General features: G+C 66.8%; 16 protein-coding genes and 1 tRNA gene. 7 read left to right on the forward strand and 10 right to left on the reverse strand.

Annotated features, from left to right (window positions below; translation table 11 throughout):
• Positions 1–9 precede the first annotated feature (9 nt).
• Both ACFSCW_RS02245 and purH read left to right on the forward strand, forming a co-directional pair.
• Positions 10–669 (forward strand): GIN domain-containing protein, encoded by a 660-nt coding sequence (locus ACFSCW_RS02245; protein ID WP_380886456.1) that lies wholly within the window; start codon positions 10–12, stop codon positions 667–669.
• 39 nt (positions 670–708) lie between these two features.
• Complete coding sequence (gene purH / locus ACFSCW_RS02250) at positions 709–2,274, forward strand: bifunctional phosphoribosylaminoimidazolecarboxamide formyltransferase/IMP cyclohydrolase (protein ID WP_380886458.1); 1,566 nt, start codon at positions 709–711, stop codon at positions 2,272–2,274.
• A 119-nt stretch (positions 2,275–2,393) separates the two neighbouring features.
• On the opposite strand, the gene ACFSCW_RS02255 is transcribed toward purH, so the two are convergent.
• The 4 genes from ACFSCW_RS02255 to ACFSCW_RS02270 are packed head-to-tail and all read right to left on the reverse strand — an operon-like array spanning position 2,394 to position 8,599.
• The gene (locus tag ACFSCW_RS02255) at positions 2,394–3,932 is read right to left on the reverse strand and encodes a lipopolysaccharide biosynthesis protein (RefSeq protein ID WP_380886460.1); all 1,539 of its coding nucleotides are present in this window, start codon (positions 3,930–3,932) and stop codon (positions 2,394–2,396) included.
• A 41-nt stretch (positions 3,933–3,973) separates the two neighbouring features.
• Complete coding sequence (gene polA / locus ACFSCW_RS02260) at positions 3,974–6,721, reverse strand: DNA polymerase I (RefSeq protein ID WP_380886462.1); 2,748 nt, start codon at positions 6,719–6,721, stop codon at positions 3,974–3,976.
• A gap of 43 nt (positions 6,722–6,764) precedes the next feature.
• The gene (locus tag ACFSCW_RS02265) at positions 6,765–7,565 is read right to left on the reverse strand and encodes an agmatinase family protein (protein WP_380886464.1); all 801 of its coding nucleotides are present in this window, start codon (positions 7,563–7,565) and stop codon (positions 6,765–6,767) included.
• Positions 7,547–8,599, reverse strand: a complete 1,053-nt coding sequence (locus ACFSCW_RS02270) for a hypothetical protein (protein ID WP_380886466.1) — start codon at positions 8,597–8,599, stop codon at positions 7,547–7,549. The genes ACFSCW_RS02265 and ACFSCW_RS02270 overlap by 19 nt, the downstream gene beginning before the upstream one ends.
• Positions 8,600–8,762: 163 nt before the next feature.
• Here ACFSCW_RS02270 and ACFSCW_RS02275 point away from each other — a divergent pair, with 163 nt between their 5' ends.
• Complete coding sequence (locus ACFSCW_RS02275) at positions 8,763–8,966, forward strand: hypothetical protein (RefSeq protein ID WP_380886468.1); 204 nt, start codon at positions 8,763–8,765, stop codon at positions 8,964–8,966.
• 55 nt (positions 8,967–9,021) lie between these two features.
• Here the strand turns inward: ACFSCW_RS02275 and ACFSCW_RS02280 are convergent, their stop codons facing one another.
• Positions 9,022–9,510, reverse strand: a complete 489-nt coding sequence (locus ACFSCW_RS02280) for a PEPxxWA-CTERM sorting domain-containing protein (RefSeq protein ID WP_380886470.1) — start codon at positions 9,508–9,510, stop codon at positions 9,022–9,024.
• Positions 9,511–9,675: 165 nt separating this feature from the next.
• On the opposite strand from ACFSCW_RS02280, the gene ACFSCW_RS02285 reads away from it, so the two are divergent.
• The 4 genes from ACFSCW_RS02285 to ACFSCW_RS02300 all read left to right on the forward strand — a co-directional run bounded on the left by ACFSCW_RS02285 (position 9,676) and on the right by ACFSCW_RS02300 (position 12,387).
• Positions 9,676–9,966, forward strand: a complete 291-nt coding sequence (locus ACFSCW_RS02285; protein ID WP_380886472.1) for a hypothetical protein — start codon at positions 9,676–9,678, stop codon at positions 9,964–9,966.
• Between the two features lie 94 nt (positions 9,967–10,060).
• Positions 10,061–11,254 carry a toxic anion resistance protein gene (locus tag ACFSCW_RS02290; protein ID WP_380886474.1) on the forward strand — a complete coding sequence of 398 codons (1,194 nt, stop codon included), beginning with the start codon at positions 10,061–10,063 and terminating at the stop codon, positions 11,252–11,254.
• Between the two features lie 25 nt (positions 11,255–11,279).
• Positions 11,280–11,966 carry a hypothetical protein gene (locus tag ACFSCW_RS02295; protein WP_380886476.1) on the forward strand — a complete coding sequence of 229 codons (687 nt, stop codon included), beginning with the start codon at positions 11,280–11,282 and terminating at the stop codon, positions 11,964–11,966.
• A gap of 25 nt (positions 11,967–11,991) precedes the next feature.
• Positions 11,992–12,387, forward strand: coding sequence for a DoxX family protein (locus tag ACFSCW_RS02300; protein WP_380886478.1), 396 nt, complete (start codon positions 11,992–11,994; stop codon positions 12,385–12,387).
• On the opposite strand, the gene ACFSCW_RS02305 is transcribed toward ACFSCW_RS02300, so the two are convergent.
• The 5 genes from ACFSCW_RS02305 to ACFSCW_RS02325 form a co-directional block, all read right to left on the reverse strand.
• Positions 12,384–12,590, reverse strand: a complete 207-nt coding sequence (locus tag ACFSCW_RS02305; RefSeq protein WP_380886480.1) for a hypothetical protein — start codon at positions 12,588–12,590, stop codon at positions 12,384–12,386. The two genes, ACFSCW_RS02300 and ACFSCW_RS02305, sit on opposite strands and share 4 nt — an antisense overlap.
• A 96-nt stretch (positions 12,591–12,686) precedes the next feature.
• Positions 12,687–13,088: a hypothetical protein gene (locus tag ACFSCW_RS02310; RefSeq protein WP_380886482.1), complete on the reverse strand. Its 402-nt coding sequence runs from the start codon at positions 13,086–13,088 to the stop codon at positions 12,687–12,689.
• Positions 13,089–13,194: 106 nt separating this feature from the next.
• Positions 13,195–13,268: transfer RNA gene (locus ACFSCW_RS02315), tRNA-Gln, on the reverse strand.
• Positions 13,269–13,324: 56 nt separating this feature from the next.
• Positions 13,325–14,293 (reverse strand): isopenicillin N synthase family dioxygenase, encoded by a 969-nt coding sequence (locus ACFSCW_RS02320; protein WP_380886484.1) that lies wholly within the window; start codon positions 14,291–14,293, stop codon positions 13,325–13,327.
• Positions 14,294–14,332: 39 nt separating this feature from the next.
• Positions 14,333–14,755, reverse strand: coding sequence for a DUF3597 domain-containing protein (locus tag ACFSCW_RS02325; RefSeq protein WP_380886486.1), 423 nt, complete (start codon positions 14,753–14,755; stop codon positions 14,333–14,335).
• Positions 14,756–14,853: the final 98 nt, after the last annotated feature.

Below are 14,853 nucleotides of genomic sequence, written 5' to 3' on the forward strand. Positions count from 1 at the left end.
CTCGCCGCCTTGCTGGGCACGCCCGCCGTCGCGGCCGAGCGCGGGTATAGCGTGACCAGCTTCAACCGCATCCGCGTCGAGGGGCCGTTCATCGTGACGATCGCGACCGGCAAGCCGGTTTCGGCGCGGGCGAGCGGGAGCGAAGCTTCGATCGAGCGCGTCACCATCCGCGTCGAAGGGCAGACGATGCTGATCCGCCCGAACGTGTCCGGATGGGGCGGCTATCCGGGCAAGGCGGACGCGACGGTGACGATCGCGCTGACTACGCCTGCGCTCGACACCGCGATCCTGCTTGGCTCCGGCAGCCTTGCGGTGGACCGGATGAAGGGGGCGCGCGTGATCGTCACGTCGGAAGGCTCCGGCAGCATATCGGTCCGGCGGATCGAGGCGGACAATGCGAGCCTCGCCATTTCCGGTTCGGGCACGATCGAAGCGGCAGGCCGCGCCGCCCAGGCTGCCGCGCTCGCGCGCGGCTCGGCGGAAATCCGCACGCCCGATCTCGCCGTATCCGATCTGACGCTGACCAGCGAAAGCGCCGGCGCGGTCACGATGCAGGCGAGCCGTAGCGCCAAGGTCAATGCGATGGGCATCGGCGCGATCCGGGTCGAGGGCTCGGCGGCCTGCGAAGTGAAGAAGGTCGGCGCCGGGCCGCTCGTCTGCGGCCACTAAGGGTTTCGATCCGCGCCCGCGCTCGTTAAGGGGCGCGGCATGACCGACATCACCATTCGCCGCGCGCTGCTTTCCGTTTCCGACAAGACCGGGCTGGCAGACCTCGGCCGCGCTCTTGCCGACAAGAGCGTAGAGCTGGTCTCGACCGGCGGCACGGCCAAGGCGCTGCGCGACGCGGGGCTGACGGTCCGCGACATTTCAGACCTGACCGGTTTTCCCGAGATGATGGACGGAAGGGTGAAGACGCTGCACCCGAAGGTCCATGGCGGCCTGCTCAGCGTGCGCGACAATCCCGAGCACGCCGCCGCGATGGAAGCGCACGGTATCGGCGCGATAGATCTGGTAGTCGTCAATCTCTACCCCTTCGCGCAGACCGTCGCGCGCGGTGCGGGCCGCGACGAAGTGATCGAGAATATCGATATTGGCGGGCCGTCGATGGTGCGCTCGGCGGCGAAGAACCACGGTTTTGTCGCGATCGTCACCGACCCGGCCGATTACGACATGGTGGCGAAGGGCACCACCACGCTCGACGAGCGCAAGCGGCTTGCCGCCAGGGCGTTCGCGCTGACCGCGCAGTACGATGCGACGATCGCTTCCTGGTTTGCCTTTGCCGATCAGGGGCAAATGTTCCCCGACACGCTCTCGGTGCCGTTAAAGCACGGTCAGGCGCTCCGCTATGGCGAGAACCCGCACCAGAGCGCGGCTCTCTATCTGCCGACCGGCCCCGCCGCGCGGGGCATCGCCCAAGCGCAGCAGCTTCAGGGCAAGGAGCTCAGCTACAATAATTTCAACGACGCCGACGCGGCGCTGGAGCTCGTGTCCGAGTTTCGCGACGGGCCGCCGACCGTCGTCATCGTCAAGCACGCCAATCCGTGCGGCGTCGCGACCGGCGAGACACTGCTCGAGGCCTACAAGGCAGCGTTCGCCTGTGACACCGTCTCGGCGTTCGGCGGGATCATCGCCTGCAACCGTCCGTTGGACGGCCCCACCGCGGAAGCGATCGCCGAGATTTTCACAGAGGTGGTGGTCGCACCCGATGCCGACGAGGCGGCGCGGGCAGTCTTCGCGCGCAAGAAGAATCTCCGGCTGCTGCTTTCCGGCGCGTTGCCCGATCCGAAGCGGCCGGGGCTTATGCTGAAGTCGATCGCAGGCGGCATGCTTGTCCAGTCGCGCGACAATGGCGTGCTCGGCGATTTGAAGGTTGTGACCAGGCGCCAGCCGACTGAGCAGGAACTGAGCGATTGCCGCTTTGCCTGGACGGTCGCCAAGCATGTGAAGTCGAACGCCATTGTGTATGCGAAGGGCGGCTCCACGGCGGGCATCGGCGCGGGCCAGATGAACCGTCTCGAATCGGCGCGCATTGCGGCATGGAAGGCGAAGGACGCGGCGGAGAAAGCTGGTTGGGCCGAGCCGAGGACGATCGGGTCGGCGGTTGCGTCGGATGCGTTCTTTCCGTTCGCGGATGGGCTGCTCGCTGCGGTGGAAGCGGGCGCGACGGCGGTGATCCAGCCTGGTGGCTCGATCCGGGACGAGGAAGTCATCGCTGCGGCGGATGAGGCGGGGCTGGCGATGGTGTTCACCGGGATGCGGCACTTCCGGCATTGAGTGCTCAAGCCCCTCCCCTTCAGGGGAGGGGTAAGGGGTGGGGGCGAGCGTCTGCTCGCCCAAAAGACTCCTGCGCGATTGACAGCCCCACCCCAACCCCTCCCCTGAAGGGGAGGGGCTTATCGCCGTGCCTGCCTTGTCGTGCCTGGCGCCGGCAGTTCCGGCTCCTCGCCTCGCTTGCGCCGGAACAGCACCCGGTCTTCCTTGGTGAAGCCCTTCACCCAGATCACCGCGCCATAGCTGATCAGGATCGCGGGCAGGCCGACGATCAGCTCCAGCCATTCGGGCACGCGGGTCGCGATCACGCCGACGATCACGCCGGCGGCGACCGCCCAGCCGAGCGCCCAGCGCCAGGGCGAGACCGGCGCGCCGAGCAGCTTCGAGAGCAGCCGCGCCTTCAGGATCGCGGCAAAGCCGAGCGCGATCGGCAGCGCCATTGCCGGTCCGGCGGCCGCGATCTTGTCCTCGCGCAGCGGGATGTCGGGATGCAACCAGTCGAGCCCGAAGATCAGCACGAAGCTGAGCACGATCTGGAGCCCGATCGTCGCCAGCGAGATCATCAGGTTCCGGTGCCGCGCCACGTAAACCAGCGCCGATTCGGAGACGACGGCGGTCGCCGCGACCACTTCGGCGATCATCAGGAACGCGAGCGCGCCGGTGCCGCTGACGAACTGCGGCCCGGCCAAGCCCATGATCGCTTCGCCGGGGATCGTCAGCGCCAGCGCGATGCCGGCCTGTGCGGCGATGATCCAGAAGCCGACCTGCCGCACCTGCGCTGCCACCGCCGCCTTGTCGCCGTCGGCCAGGCTCTGGGTGATGACGGGGCCGAGAATCGGGTCGAAGCTCGTCTTCAGCTTTTGCGGCAATGTCGCGATCTGCTGCGCGACCCAATAGATGCCGACGATCGCGGGCGGGAAGAACAGGCCGATGATCGCCCGGTCGACGTTGCGCGTGCCCCACTCAATCGCGTCTGCTGCGGCGAGCGGGGCGTTTCTCCGCGCGATTGCGAACAGTGCCACGGGTTGCGGCGACCAGCCGCGCGGCCAGCCATAGCTGCGGATCAGCGGCACGATCGACGCGATCAGCGCCGCGATCAGAGACAGCGCATAGGCCAGAATCAACCCGTCCCGCGTCGAATAGAAATAAAGCGCGCCGGCGGCGATGCTGATCGTCCAGGGCTCGATCACCGCGCGCGCGCGCACGGTCGCTGCCACATTGTGGCGATAGGCCAGCGCCGCCAGCGCCACGTCCGACCAGGCCAGCGCGAAGATCACCAGCGGCAGCAGTTGGTCGAGACCGTTGATCTGGCTGTTCGGAAACATGATCCGCGGCACGGCCGCGAGGAAGCCGGCGGCGATTGCGGAGGCGACTCCCGCGACCAGCAGCCCGTCCCAGACGACGCAGACATGCGGCCGCTCGGCGGAGGAAAGCTGCTGCGCCAGCCCGCGCTTCAGGCCCAGGGTCGCAAGCTGCGCCGCGAATTCTATGACCAGGATCGCATAGGCAAAGCGACCGAGCGCGTCCGGGCCGTAGAGGCGGCCGGCGATGAACAGGAACGGGATGCGCGCCGCCAACCGCAGCAGGAAGCCGAACATGTTCGTCCGGCCGCCCTTGGCGAGGTCCGCAATGTCGCTGGCCGGAGCCTCGCTGTCCCCCATCGGGCCGTGCTTAGCTGCGTTCTCGGTCAGAACCTATAACCCTAATGCGCCGCGCCCCAGCTTGGGCCGTGGCCGATCTCGACGCCCAAGGGAACGCTGAGCTTCACCGCCGGCTCCGCCGCCGACGCCATGACGTCGCGGATCACGGCGCGGGCGGCCTCGACATCGCTGTCCGGCAGCTCGAACACCAGTTCGTCATGCACCTGCAGCAGCATGCGGACATTGGGCAGCCCGGCCTTCTGGAGCGCCGGGCCCATCTTCACCATTGCGCGCTTGATGATGTCGGCGCTGGTGCCCTGGATCGGCGCGTTGATCGCGGCGCGCTCGGCGCCTTGCCGTTCGTGCTGCACCTTGGACTTGATGCGCGGAAAGTGCGTCTTCCGCCCGAACAGCGTCTGCGTGTAGCCGCGCTCGCGCACCTGGGTCAGCGTCTCGGCGATATAGCGGTTGATGCCGGGGAAGCGCTCGAAATAGCGGTCGATCATCGCCTGGGCCTCGTCGGCGGTGACGCTCAGCCGGCCGGCCAGACCCCAGCGCGAAATGCCGTAGAGAATCGCGAAGTTGATCGTCTTGGCGCGCCCGCGGGTGTCGCGGTTGACCTCGCCGAACAGTTCCGTCGCGGTCATCGCGTGAATATCCTGCCCGGCCGCGAATGCCTCGCGGAGCTGCGGCACGTCGGCCATGTGCGCGGCGATGCGCAGCTCGATCTGGCTATAATCGGCCGACAGGATGACGTTGCCCGGCTCCGCCACGAACGCGTCCCTGATCTGCCGTCCGGTCTCGGAGCGGATCGGGATGTTCTGCAGGTTCGGCTCGGTAGAGGAGAGGCGTCCGGTCTGCGCGCCGGTCAGCGAGTAGCAGGTGTGGACGCGCCCGTCCTCGGGGCTGATTTCCTGCTGCAAGGCGTCCGTGTAGGTCGACTTCAGCTTGGTGAGCTGCCGCCAGTCGAGCACGCGCTTGGCGATCTCGACGCCGTCGGCGGCCAGCCGCTCCAGCTCGTTGACGTCGGTCGAATAGACTCCAGACTTGCCCTTGCGGCCGCCCTTCAGGCCCATTTGCTCGAACAAGATGTCGCCGAGCTGCTTGGGGCTGCCGATCGTGAACGGCGTGCCGACGATGGCGAAAATGTCCGCTTCGATGCCGGCGATCTGCTGGGCGAAGTCGCCGGAGAGGCGCGACAGCCGCTCGCGGTCGACCTTGATGCCGGCGCGCTCCATCGCGCCGACGACCGGGATCAGCGGCCGGTCGACCAGTTCGTACACGCTGGTCGCGCCTTCCGCCGAAAGACGCGGTTTCAGCCGCCGCCAGAGGCGGAGTGTCACGTCCGCATCCTCGGCGGCGTAGCGGGTGGCGGCGTTCAGATCGACCTGGTGGAAGCCGAGCTGGTTCTTGCCGGTCCCGACCACGTCCTTGAAAGCGATGCAGCTATGGCTGAGGTGCGTCGCCGCCAGCTCGTCCATGCCGTGGCCGTGCAGGCCGGCGTCGAGATCGAAGCTGATGACGATCGTGTCGTCATAGGGCGCGACCGCCACGCCGTGGCGGGCGAGCACGCACATGTCGAACTTGATATTGTGGCCGATCTTCAGGACCGACGGGTCCTCGAGCAGCGGCTTCAGCCTGGCGATCGCAGTGTTCAGCGGGATTTGCGCCGGGAAGTCGGCGCCGAGCAGGTCGCCGCCGCCATGCGCGAGGGGGATGTAGCAGGCCCTGTTCGGCTCCAGCGCGAGGCTGACGCCGACGAGGCCGGCGTGCATCGAATCCTTGCTGTCGGTCTCGGTGTCGACGGCGACGAAACCCTGGCGCGTGGCCGATTCGATCCAGCGGTCGAGGTCCTCGACCGTCAGTACCGTCTCATAGCCGTCATGGTTGCAGGGCGGGTCGGGCGGCAGCTCGACGCGCGACTGCGGCTCGGGCACTTCGTCGGCGACCTGGCCCAACCGCATCAGCAGCGACTTGAAGCCGTGATGCTCCAGGAACGCGCGGAGCGACGGCTCGGGAATGCCCTGCAGCTCCATTTCTTCCAGTGGATGGGCGAGCGGCACGTCGCATTTCAGCTCGACGAGCTGGCGCGACAGCCGCGCCATTTCGGCATGCTCGATCAGATTGTCGCGCAGCTTGCCCGGCTTCATCGACGGCGCGGCGGCGAGCACCGTTTCGACGTCGCCATATTCCAGGATCAGCTTCGATGCGGTCTTGGGCCCGACGCCCGGCACGCCCGGCACATTGTCGACGCTGTCGCCCATCAGCGCCAGCACTTCGCCGAGCTTGTCCGGCCCCACGCCGAATTTCTCGACCGTGGCGTCGGGGCCGAGCCGGCGGTTGTTCATCGTGTCGAGCATGTCGACCGACGGCTCGGTCATCAGCTGCATCAGGTCCTTGTCGGAACTGACGATCGTCACCGACCAACCCTGCGCCAGCGCCGCCTTGGTGTAGGAGGCGATCAGGTCATCCGCCTCGACTCCCGGCTCTTCGAGGCACGGCAGCGAGAAGGCGCGCGTCGCATCGCGGATCATCGGGAATTGCGGGACGAGGTCTTCGGGCGGCGGGGGGCGGTGCGCCTTGTACTGATCGTACATGTCGTTGCGGAACGACTTGGCCGAATGGTCGAAAATGACGGCGAGGTGCGTCGGCCCGTCGGCCTTGTCCAGCTCCTCGGCGAGCTTCCAGAGCATTGTCGTATAGCCGTAAACGGCGCCAACGGGCTCGCCATGCTTGTTCGTCAGCGGCGGCAACCGATGATAGGCGCGGAAGATATAGCCGGACCCGTCGACGAGATAGAGATGAGGCATGCCGGCGAGATAGCGGCTGGCCGGGCGCTGCGCCAGCCATGGGTCAGGCGGGACGCGCCGCCAACCCGCACAGCTCCTTCACCAGCTTGGCTGCGACCATCGCCGTCATGCCATTGATGTCGCGGTCCGGATTGAGCTCGACCACGTCCCCGCCGACGATCGGCGTCTCGATCCGGGCGAGCACGTCGAGCAATTGCCGCACGCTCAGACCGCCCGGCTCGTGGTGCGACACCCCCGGCGCGAAGGCGGGGTCGAGCCCGTCGAGATCGATCGAGACGTAGAGCGGCGCCGGCGGGATCGGCACGGCGCCGGCTGCGAAGTCGCGCATGCCGACGATCTCGACCCCGAAGCGCCGCGCCTGTTCTCGCTGGTGGGCGTTCAGCGTGCGGATGCCGACCTGCACCAATCGGGTTGCCAGCCCTTCCTCCATGATCCGGGCGAAGGGCGAGGCATGCGAACGGCGATTGCCGTCCAACGCGTCGTAAAGGTCGGGATGGGCGTCGAAGTGGAGGATGTTGACCGGCCCGTGCACGGCGGCGATCCCGCGCAGCACCGGATAGGTCACGGCATGGTCGCCGCCGAGCAGGATCGGCACCGCGTCCGCCTCGGCCGCCTCGCGCACCGCCGCCTCGATTCGCGCATCGTCGGCCACCGTCTCGTCGAGCGGCAGATCGCCGGTATCGTCGAGGGCGATGTCCGTCCCCAGCTCCAGCCCGCTTTCGGTCGCCGGATTCCCGGAATCCGAGAACAGGGCTGCGCGGATATGCGCCGGCGCTTTCGCCGGGCCGCGCAGGAAGCTGGAGTTGATGTCGGTCGGCAGGCCGATCAGTCGGACGCGGGGCATTCCTCCTGCTTGCCGACCCAGGCCGGCGCGTCCACCCCGAAATGGCGCAGCAGCGCACCCAGCTCTCCGCGATAGGCGTTTTGCAGGTCCCGCAGCGCGGCCGCACGGTCGGGCAGGACCGCGTAGCCGGCCTCGGTCAGCCGTTCCGCGGCGCGGGCGATCTCGGCATCCGTCAGCGGCGGCTCGGCTCTCGGATCGAGCCGGAAGGCGTGACAGAGCTGGCGGATGGTGCGCGTTCCGCTGTGGTGCATCAGCCGCGCATTGCCTTGCGGGGCGTCGTCCAGCATCGACAGCGTCACCGACGCCGCGTCGAGCACGGCACCCAGCGACGTCAGCCAGTCGATCACGCCTTCGTCCGAGCGGAAATAGGCGAGCACCGGGTGCGCGGCGTGGGTGTAGAGCACTTCCGCCGACCAGTCCTCCCAGCGGTCGAACAATTGCGGCAGCCCACCGCGCGCATCCAGCTCGCGCGTCGTCACCAGCAAGGCGATGCCGGACGGTGGCGTGCCGGCCCGGCTTGCGAGCTTCAGCACCAGCGAATCGCGGTCGCGCAGCGCGGTCTGGATCTGCACGATGAACGACAGGGTCAGCGTAATGACCTGAAAGCCGCAAAACCCTGCGATGACCACCAGCGCCCGCGCCCAGCCCGAGGCCGTCTGGCTGCTGAGCCCGAGCGTCATCATCGCCGACCCGATCTGGAAGGCGGCATCGCCAAGCCCGTCGATTCGCGGCACGAAGTCCGCCCGTAAGCCCCAAGCGGCCAGGCTCAGCCCGAACAGGGTCAGCGCCACCCAGACGATCAGCACGAGCAGCAGCAGCATCGCGCCGAACACGCTGTCCATGCGCGGCCGCGCCTTGCCGGAGCAGAGCTTCAGCACGCCCCGCCAAAAGCGGAACATGAACGTCCTGAGCAGCCGGGCGGCATTGATCGGGCCGGAAACGCGGCCGGGCACGACAACGGTCGCGAACACGTCGAACAGGGTCGCCGCGCTGATTGCGACGCCGACGATCAGCGCGGCCAAATTCCAACCCATGTAAGCCCAACGCGCGAGCCCGGAGTCCCGCCCAATCACGCGTCGTTAACCTTGTTCCGCCAAAAGGGCTCGGCTCGCCGCAAATCGGTGCGGGACCGGCTTGTCCGCCCCGCCGCCGCTGCGTAGGGCAAACCCGTTCGAGTCCGGGGGGATTCTGGTCATTATGTTCGAGTTCGCGGCTTTCACTTACGGCATCCTGGCCAGCTTCGTGCTCGCCAGCATCAGCAACAATTCACGCGCCAACCGCGCCAACCCGCGCGTCGTGACGCTGTTCGGCTGGGGCCTGATGGCCTTTTCGCTGACCCTGTCGCTGCTGCTCTCCGGCTGGGTCGTCTACAAGACGATCGGCGGCGGAACCGCGCTCTGAAATAAGCCTCCTCCTCGTGGGGGAGGTTGGTCGGGCCTAGTCGGCTTCGACGTGCTTAACGCAGCGCGAGGCGCACCGTCGAAGATCGGCGCCGTAGCGCAGCGCCTGCCATCCCAAAGCCCGCTATCATCATCGTCCAGGTCGCCGGCTCGGGTACTGGCGGCTCGTCGATCGTTAGATTGTCGAGGTCAACGCTGCCAGTGATTGCGTGAAGGGCGAATGAGCCGCCACTATAGCCGCCATATGAAACGAAGTCCGACGTCAGAGTGATGTTCTGAAAAGTGTTCCCGATCTGAAGCTGGGCCGTCCCCGTGCCGCGGAGATCGAACGACAAAATCTGAGCGATCGGATTAAGCTGGCCAACAGAGAGTTCGCCCAGCGACCCGTCCGCCTTGGTCGACGCATGGGCAACACCGTTACCGATCGAGCCGGTGAGCCCAATGTTCGCGCGGTGCTCGAGATCATAGATCGCAAACCCGTCGCTTATATTGTCGAGCTGGAACGTGCCTGGCTCGAATGTCAGCGTGAAAACTTCCGCCTTCACCGGCGCACACGCAAAAAACGCGGCCGCCGCAGCAACCGCCACACCCCTGGTGAACATACTGCCGCACTCCCTGTTTATTCGGGGGCGGGAATGTGCGCCTCTTCGCTCTGATTCGCCACGCCAATTCATTAAGAAACCCCCGGCCTTCGTCAGCGTTCACCTCGGATGAGGTACGCTCTTCCCGCGCTCGCTCTGGCGCTCGCCGCCTGCTCCGGCCATTCGTCCAATGACGCGACCGAGCAGCAAGCCGACACGCTCGATAACGCTGCCGACCAGAGCACGGCGCCGGCTGCGGACGTGCTCCACAACGAAGCCGACGCGATTCGCGAAAACGGCGCGAGCGGCGCGCCGGGCGCGCCCAATTCCTCGGTGCAGCAGGCGATGAACAAGGCCGCCGCCGCGCAGAGCGGCGACGCGCGTCAGGCGCCCGTCCCCGGCCCCAAACCGACGCGCTGACTAAGCGTATTAGCGATATAAAACACGAAAGCGCTTGAATGCGGCTCCAGCGCCTCTAATCTTCGGTTCGCCAAGGGGCAGGAGATTGGAAGCAATGGCAAGCACAGCCACGGTCGAAGAGAGCGGTCTTACCCTGACGCCGCCCGATCCGGTCCCGCCGGTCGCGCCCGAAAAGGCCGCCGGCCTCGTCCCGCTCGAAGACAAGCAGAAGACCGAGCTCGAAAAGCGCGTCGACCAGTTCGTCGACGATTTGATCGCGCAAGACGTGAACAGCCCCGAGTTCGGCAAGCGCGTTGATTCGATCACCGCGCTCGGTCAGAAGGAAATCCGCGCGGCAGCGGGCGAGAGCAACCGCTTCCTCGACCGGCCGATCCGCGCGATGGACCAGGAATCGGGCGTCGGCGCCGACCTTGCCGAGCTGCGCCGCACGATCGAAGACCTCGATCCCTCCAGCCGCGGCGACCTGTTCACCAAGCGCAAGCTGTTCGGCATCATCCCGTTCGGCAACAAACTGCGCAATTATTTCGACAGCTACAGCTCGGCCCAGGGCCATATCGCCGCGATCCTCGGCAAGCTCGCCAAGGGCAAGGACGAGCTGCTGATGGACAATGCCGCAATCTCGGTCGAGCGGCAGAAGCTCTGGGCGGCGATGGGCCGGCTCGAGCAGATGATCCATATGTCCAAGACGCTCGACCAGAAGCTCGAGGACAAGGCGAACGAACTCGATGCGACCGATCCGGCCAAGGCCAAGGCGGTGCGCGAAGGCGCGCTGTTTTACGTCCGCCAACGCACCCAGGATTTGCTGACGCAAATGGCGGTGACGGTGCAGGGCTATCTGGCGCTCGATCTCGTCAAGAAGAACAATGTCGAGCTGATCAAGGGCGTCGATCGCGCCTCCACCACCACCGTCTCGGCGCTGCGCACGGCGGTGACGGTCGCGCAGGCGCTCACCAACCAACGGCTGGTGCTGGAGCAGATCACCGCGCTCAACACGACCACCGCGAACATCATCGATTCGACCGGCAAGCTCTTGAAGACGCAGACCGCGCAGATCCACGAGCAGGCGGCGTCCTCGACGATCCCATTGGAAGTGCTCAGCCGCGCCTTCCAGAACGTCTACGACACGATGGATTCGATCGACACGTTCAAGGTGAAGGCGCTCGAATCGATGAAGACCACGGTCAACGCGCTTTCCAGCGAGGTCGAGAAGTCGAAAGGCTATATCGCCCGGGCCGAAGGGGCGGAGCAGAGCGCGAGCTCGCCGCTCCAGGCACTGGATGCGGGGTGAGCGCATCCCCTATATTGATGGCTGAATGATCGACTCCGACCTCATCATCTCCAAGGCCGAAGAGCTGATCCGCCGCGCCTCGCCCGAAGGCCGGGCGGCGGCCCGTCGCCGGCGCGAGCGGCGCAAGCAGCGCGCGGTCCGCATGATGCGGCGCGTGTTCTTCGTGACGCTCGCCATCCTGGTCGGCGCGGTCGTGTGGGGACTGATCAGCCCGATCGGCGGCACGGGCGTGATGGCGGTGGCGCTCGGCATCATCCTCGCTTGGGTCGGCGTGCTGCTGTTCACCGCCGAGCCGGACGCGCGCGTCGAGGATTTGCCGCAGGTGCCGCTGAAGGCATTGCCGTCGCGCACTGAGACCTGGCTCGAAAGCCAGCGCCCGGCGCTGCCCGCGCCCGCCAACCGGCTGATCGACCAGATCGGCGTGCGCCTCGAGGGACTGGCGCCCTGCATCCAGCAGCTCGACGAACGCGAGCCGGCCGCGATGGAAGTGCGCCGCCTCGTCGGTGAGGAACTGCCCGAGCTGGTCCGCGGCTATCAGCGCGTGCCGCAGCAGCTCCGCCGGCAAGGCCCCGACGCGCAGCTCGTCGAAGGGCTGCGCGTCGTCGAGAGTGAGCTCGGCCGGATGACGCAGGAGCTGGCCGCCGGCAATCTCGACCGGCTCGCCACGCAAGGCAAATATCTCGAGCTGAAATACAAGGGCGCGGAGGAGTAGCGCCCGCAACGAGGGGAGGGGCAAAGTGGAAAATTGGTCAGTTTGGGCGCCGCGCTTGCTGTCGGTGCTGCGCATCATCGCCGCGCTTTTGTTCATGGAGCATGGGCTGATGAAGCTGTTCCACTTTCCCGCGCCCCAGCCAGGCGCTCCCGATCCGTTGCCGACATTGCTGATGGCCGCAGCGGTGATCGAAGTCGTCGGCGGCGCGCTGCTCGTCCTGGGCCTGTTCACGCGGCCGGTCGCTTTCATCTGCGCCGGCGAAATGGCGGTCGCCTATTTCATCGGCCATGCGACGCGCGGCTTCTGGCCCGCGCTCAACATGGGCGACGCGGCGATCCTGTTCTGCTTCGTCTTCCTGTATCTGTCCGCGGCGGGCGGCGGCGCGTGGAGCGTGGACGCGATGCGGAAACGCTCGGCCTAGTCCTGACCGATCGCCTGGCGGATGCGGTCGCGCACCGCCCGGATCCGGTCGGCCGCTTCGGTGAAGGTCGCGACTTCGGCGCGGCGGTTGTTGCCGCGCGCTTCCTTCGCGGCTTCCTCATAGCCTTCCAGGTCCGAATCGAGCGCGTCGACCAGGATTTCGGCTTCGTCCTCGGTGAAGGTCAGTTTGATCGTGTTCGCCATGCCCGCGCTATGGCCGGGGCAGGGGGGCAATGTCGATGAGGAATTCGCCGAGCTGCGCCGCCGGCCCGTCAAAACCGGCGGCGGCGCCCGATCCGATCAGGGCTTCCTGACCCGGCTCAGCCACTCGGCCGCCGTCGTCGGTCCCGCGGCGAAAGTGTCGGTGTGCTCGGCGATGTGCTGGCGCAGTTCGAGGCTCCGGCGCGGGCCGACGGTCATTCCCATTTTCGCGGCGGCGGCATCGACGGCCCGGTCCTGCTCGGCCGTGGTTTGGGGCGCGATCAGCAGCAAGTCCCAGCTCGCGCCGTCCTGATGGACATAGAGCTGCGACGCGCCGAGCCCGGCCGCCTTTGATGCTTCGTCCTGCTTGGCGAGCCAGTCGAGCAAAGCTTCCAGATGCCCCGGCGCCGCGCGGTAGATCGAGACGACTTTCCCGGCCGGTTGCGCGATCGCCGGCGATGCGGTCGCGAGTAAGAGTGCAGCCAATGTAAGAATGCGCATTGTGTCCCTCCCGCTTGAGATAACGCGAGCGCAACACACGGGCGGGCCAGCCGCCGGACCGGAACTTACGTAGGTTAGGCGGGGGCGGCAATGGTCTGGGGAAAACTGGATGCCCCGCGAGGATTCGAACCTCGATAGACGGAGTCAGAGTCCGTAGTCTTACCATTAGACGACGGGGCACCGAGAGGCGGGCGACTTAGGATTGCGCCGCCCGCCTGTCAATGTTCGCCAGGGCCTTAGCCGGCGACCCCATCGTCCTTCAGCAGGCCGAGCGTGCGCAGGCGCTGGTTCAGATATTCCTGGCTGCTCAAGGGCTCGGGATAGCGATTCGGGTTCTCGGCCGTGATGCAGCCGGGCAGCGTCTCGATCACGAAATCGGGCGCCGGGTGCAGGAAGAAAGGCATCGAATAGCGCGGGGTCCCGCGGCGCTCGGGCGGCGGGTTGACGACGCGGTGCGTGGTCGACGGCAGCACATGGTTGGTCAGGCGCTGCAGCATGTCGCCGACGTTCACGACCAGCGCGCCTTCGGGCGGCGCCACCGCCAGCCAGCGGCCGTCGCGGTCGAGCAATTGCAGCCCGGCCTCCTCGGCGCCGAGCAGCAGGGTGATCAGGTTGATGTCCTCATGCGCCCCGGCGCGCACGCCCGGCGCTTCCGGCGAGACCGGCGGGTAGTGGAGCAGCCGCATCACGCTGTTGCCGTCCTTGACCGGGTTGACGAACCAGTCCGACGCCAAGCCCAAGTAGCGAGCGATCGCCGACAGCAATTTCGCGCCGACGCGGTCGAACTCGGCATAGAGGGCGAGGAAGGTTTCCTTGAAGCCCGGCACTTCGCTCGGCCACAGATTGGGCGGCATCACGTCGGCATAGCGGTGGCCTTCCGGCAGTTCGCGGCCGACGTGCCAGAATTCCTTCAGGTCGTTCTCGGTCGCGCCCTTGGCGGTCTCGATGCCGAACGGCGTATAGCCGCGCGCGCCAGCCTTGCCGGCAAGGTGGTATTTGTCCTTCACTTGCGTCGGCAGGTCGAAGAACGCCTTGGTCAGCGCCCAGGCGCGGTCGACCAATTGCTGGTCGATGCCGTGATCCTTGATAATGCCGAAGCCGAAGCGTTGGAACGAGGCGCCGAACGCCTGGGCGAAGCCGTCGGGATCGCCGGCCTGATCGGCAAGCGACAGCGGCGGGATAGTGGGAGCAGGTGTGTCAAGCATGGCTCGCCTTTACCGCTCCCGGCCATTCTTCGGAAGCCGCTAACCCTTCATCGAGTCCGGGACCTTGCCGCCGTTCTTTTCCAGCTCTTCCATCACGCGCTTGTGCAGCCAGATGTTCATTTCGGCGCTGCCATTCTTCTCGCCCTGATAGCGGAGTTCGGTGGCCAGCTCCTGACGGTTGGCCAGCGACGGGTCGAGATCGAGCAGCTTCATCAGGTCGACGATCGAGCTTTGCCAATTGAGCTGCTGCCCCTTGGTCCGGGCAATGTCTGACAGCACCGCCTCCACATCGACCGGCTGCTGCGCCGCGGGCTGGGGCTGGGCGGCGGCCGCCTGGGCCTGCGTCGTGTTCATCTGCGGCATGGCGGGCTGCTCGGCTGCGGCGGCGGGAGCGGCGCTCGCGGGCTGCTGCACCTTGGGGTGGCCGAAGATCGCATCCCTGATCTTGCCGAAAATGCTCATCTGCTCCTCCTTCGATGCTTCTCCGCAACAACCCCCGAAGGGCCGGAGTGTTCAGGAAAATCGCAACTGACCCCTTTCGCTGCGCTGCAGCAAAGTCC

It is taken from the genome of Sphingomonas tabacisoli, from assembly GCF_042678385.1.
Classification (GTDB): Bacteria; Pseudomonadota; Alphaproteobacteria; order Sphingomonadales; family Sphingomonadaceae; genus Sphingomonas_B; species Sphingomonas_B tabacisoli.

Bases quoted from the DNA above. Each gene is read 5' to 3' on its own strand.
- ACFSCW_RS02325 (WP_380886486.1), bottom strand. From the start codon at position 14,755: ATGAGCATTTTCGGCAAGATCAGGGATGCGATCTTCGGCCACCCCAAG.
- ACFSCW_RS02285 (WP_380886472.1), top strand. From the start codon at position 9,676: ATGAGGTACGCTCTTCCCGCGCTCGCTCTGGCGCTCGCCGCCTGCTCC.
- ACFSCW_RS02270 (WP_380886466.1), bottom strand. From the start codon at position 8,599: ATGGGTTGGAATTTGGCCGCGCTGATCGTCGGCGTCGCAATCAGCGCG.
- ACFSCW_RS02295 (WP_380886476.1), top strand. From the start codon at position 11,280: ATGATCGACTCCGACCTCATCATCTCCAAGGCCGAAGAGCTGATCCGC.
- ACFSCW_RS02265 (WP_380886464.1), bottom strand. From the start codon at position 7,565: ATGCCCCGCGTCCGACTGATCGGCCTGCCGACCGACATCAACTCCAGC.
- ACFSCW_RS02310 (WP_380886482.1), bottom strand. From the start codon at position 13,088: ATGCGCATTCTTACATTGGCTGCACTCTTACTCGCGACCGCATCGCCG.
- ACFSCW_RS02305 (WP_380886480.1), bottom strand. From the start codon at position 12,590: ATGGCGAACACGATCAAACTGACCTTCACCGAGGACGAAGCCGAAATC.
- purH (WP_380886458.1), top strand. From the start codon at position 709: ATGACCGACATCACCATTCGCCGCGCGCTGCTTTCCGTTTCCGACAAG.
- ACFSCW_RS02320 (WP_380886484.1), bottom strand. From the start codon at position 14,293: ATGCTTGACACACCTGCTCCCACTATCCCGCCGCTGTCGCTTGCCGAT.
- polA (WP_380886462.1), bottom strand. From the start codon at position 6,721: ATGCCTCATCTCTATCTCGTCGACGGGTCCGGCTATATCTTCCGCGCC.
- ACFSCW_RS02255 (WP_380886460.1), bottom strand. From the start codon at position 3,932: ATGGGGGACAGCGAGGCTCCGGCCAGCGACATTGCGGACCTCGCCAAG.
- ACFSCW_RS02290 (WP_380886474.1), top strand. From the start codon at position 10,061: ATGGCAAGCACAGCCACGGTCGAAGAGAGCGGTCTTACCCTGACGCCG.
- ACFSCW_RS02275 (WP_380886468.1), top strand. From the start codon at position 8,763: ATGTTCGAGTTCGCGGCTTTCACTTACGGCATCCTGGCCAGCTTCGTG.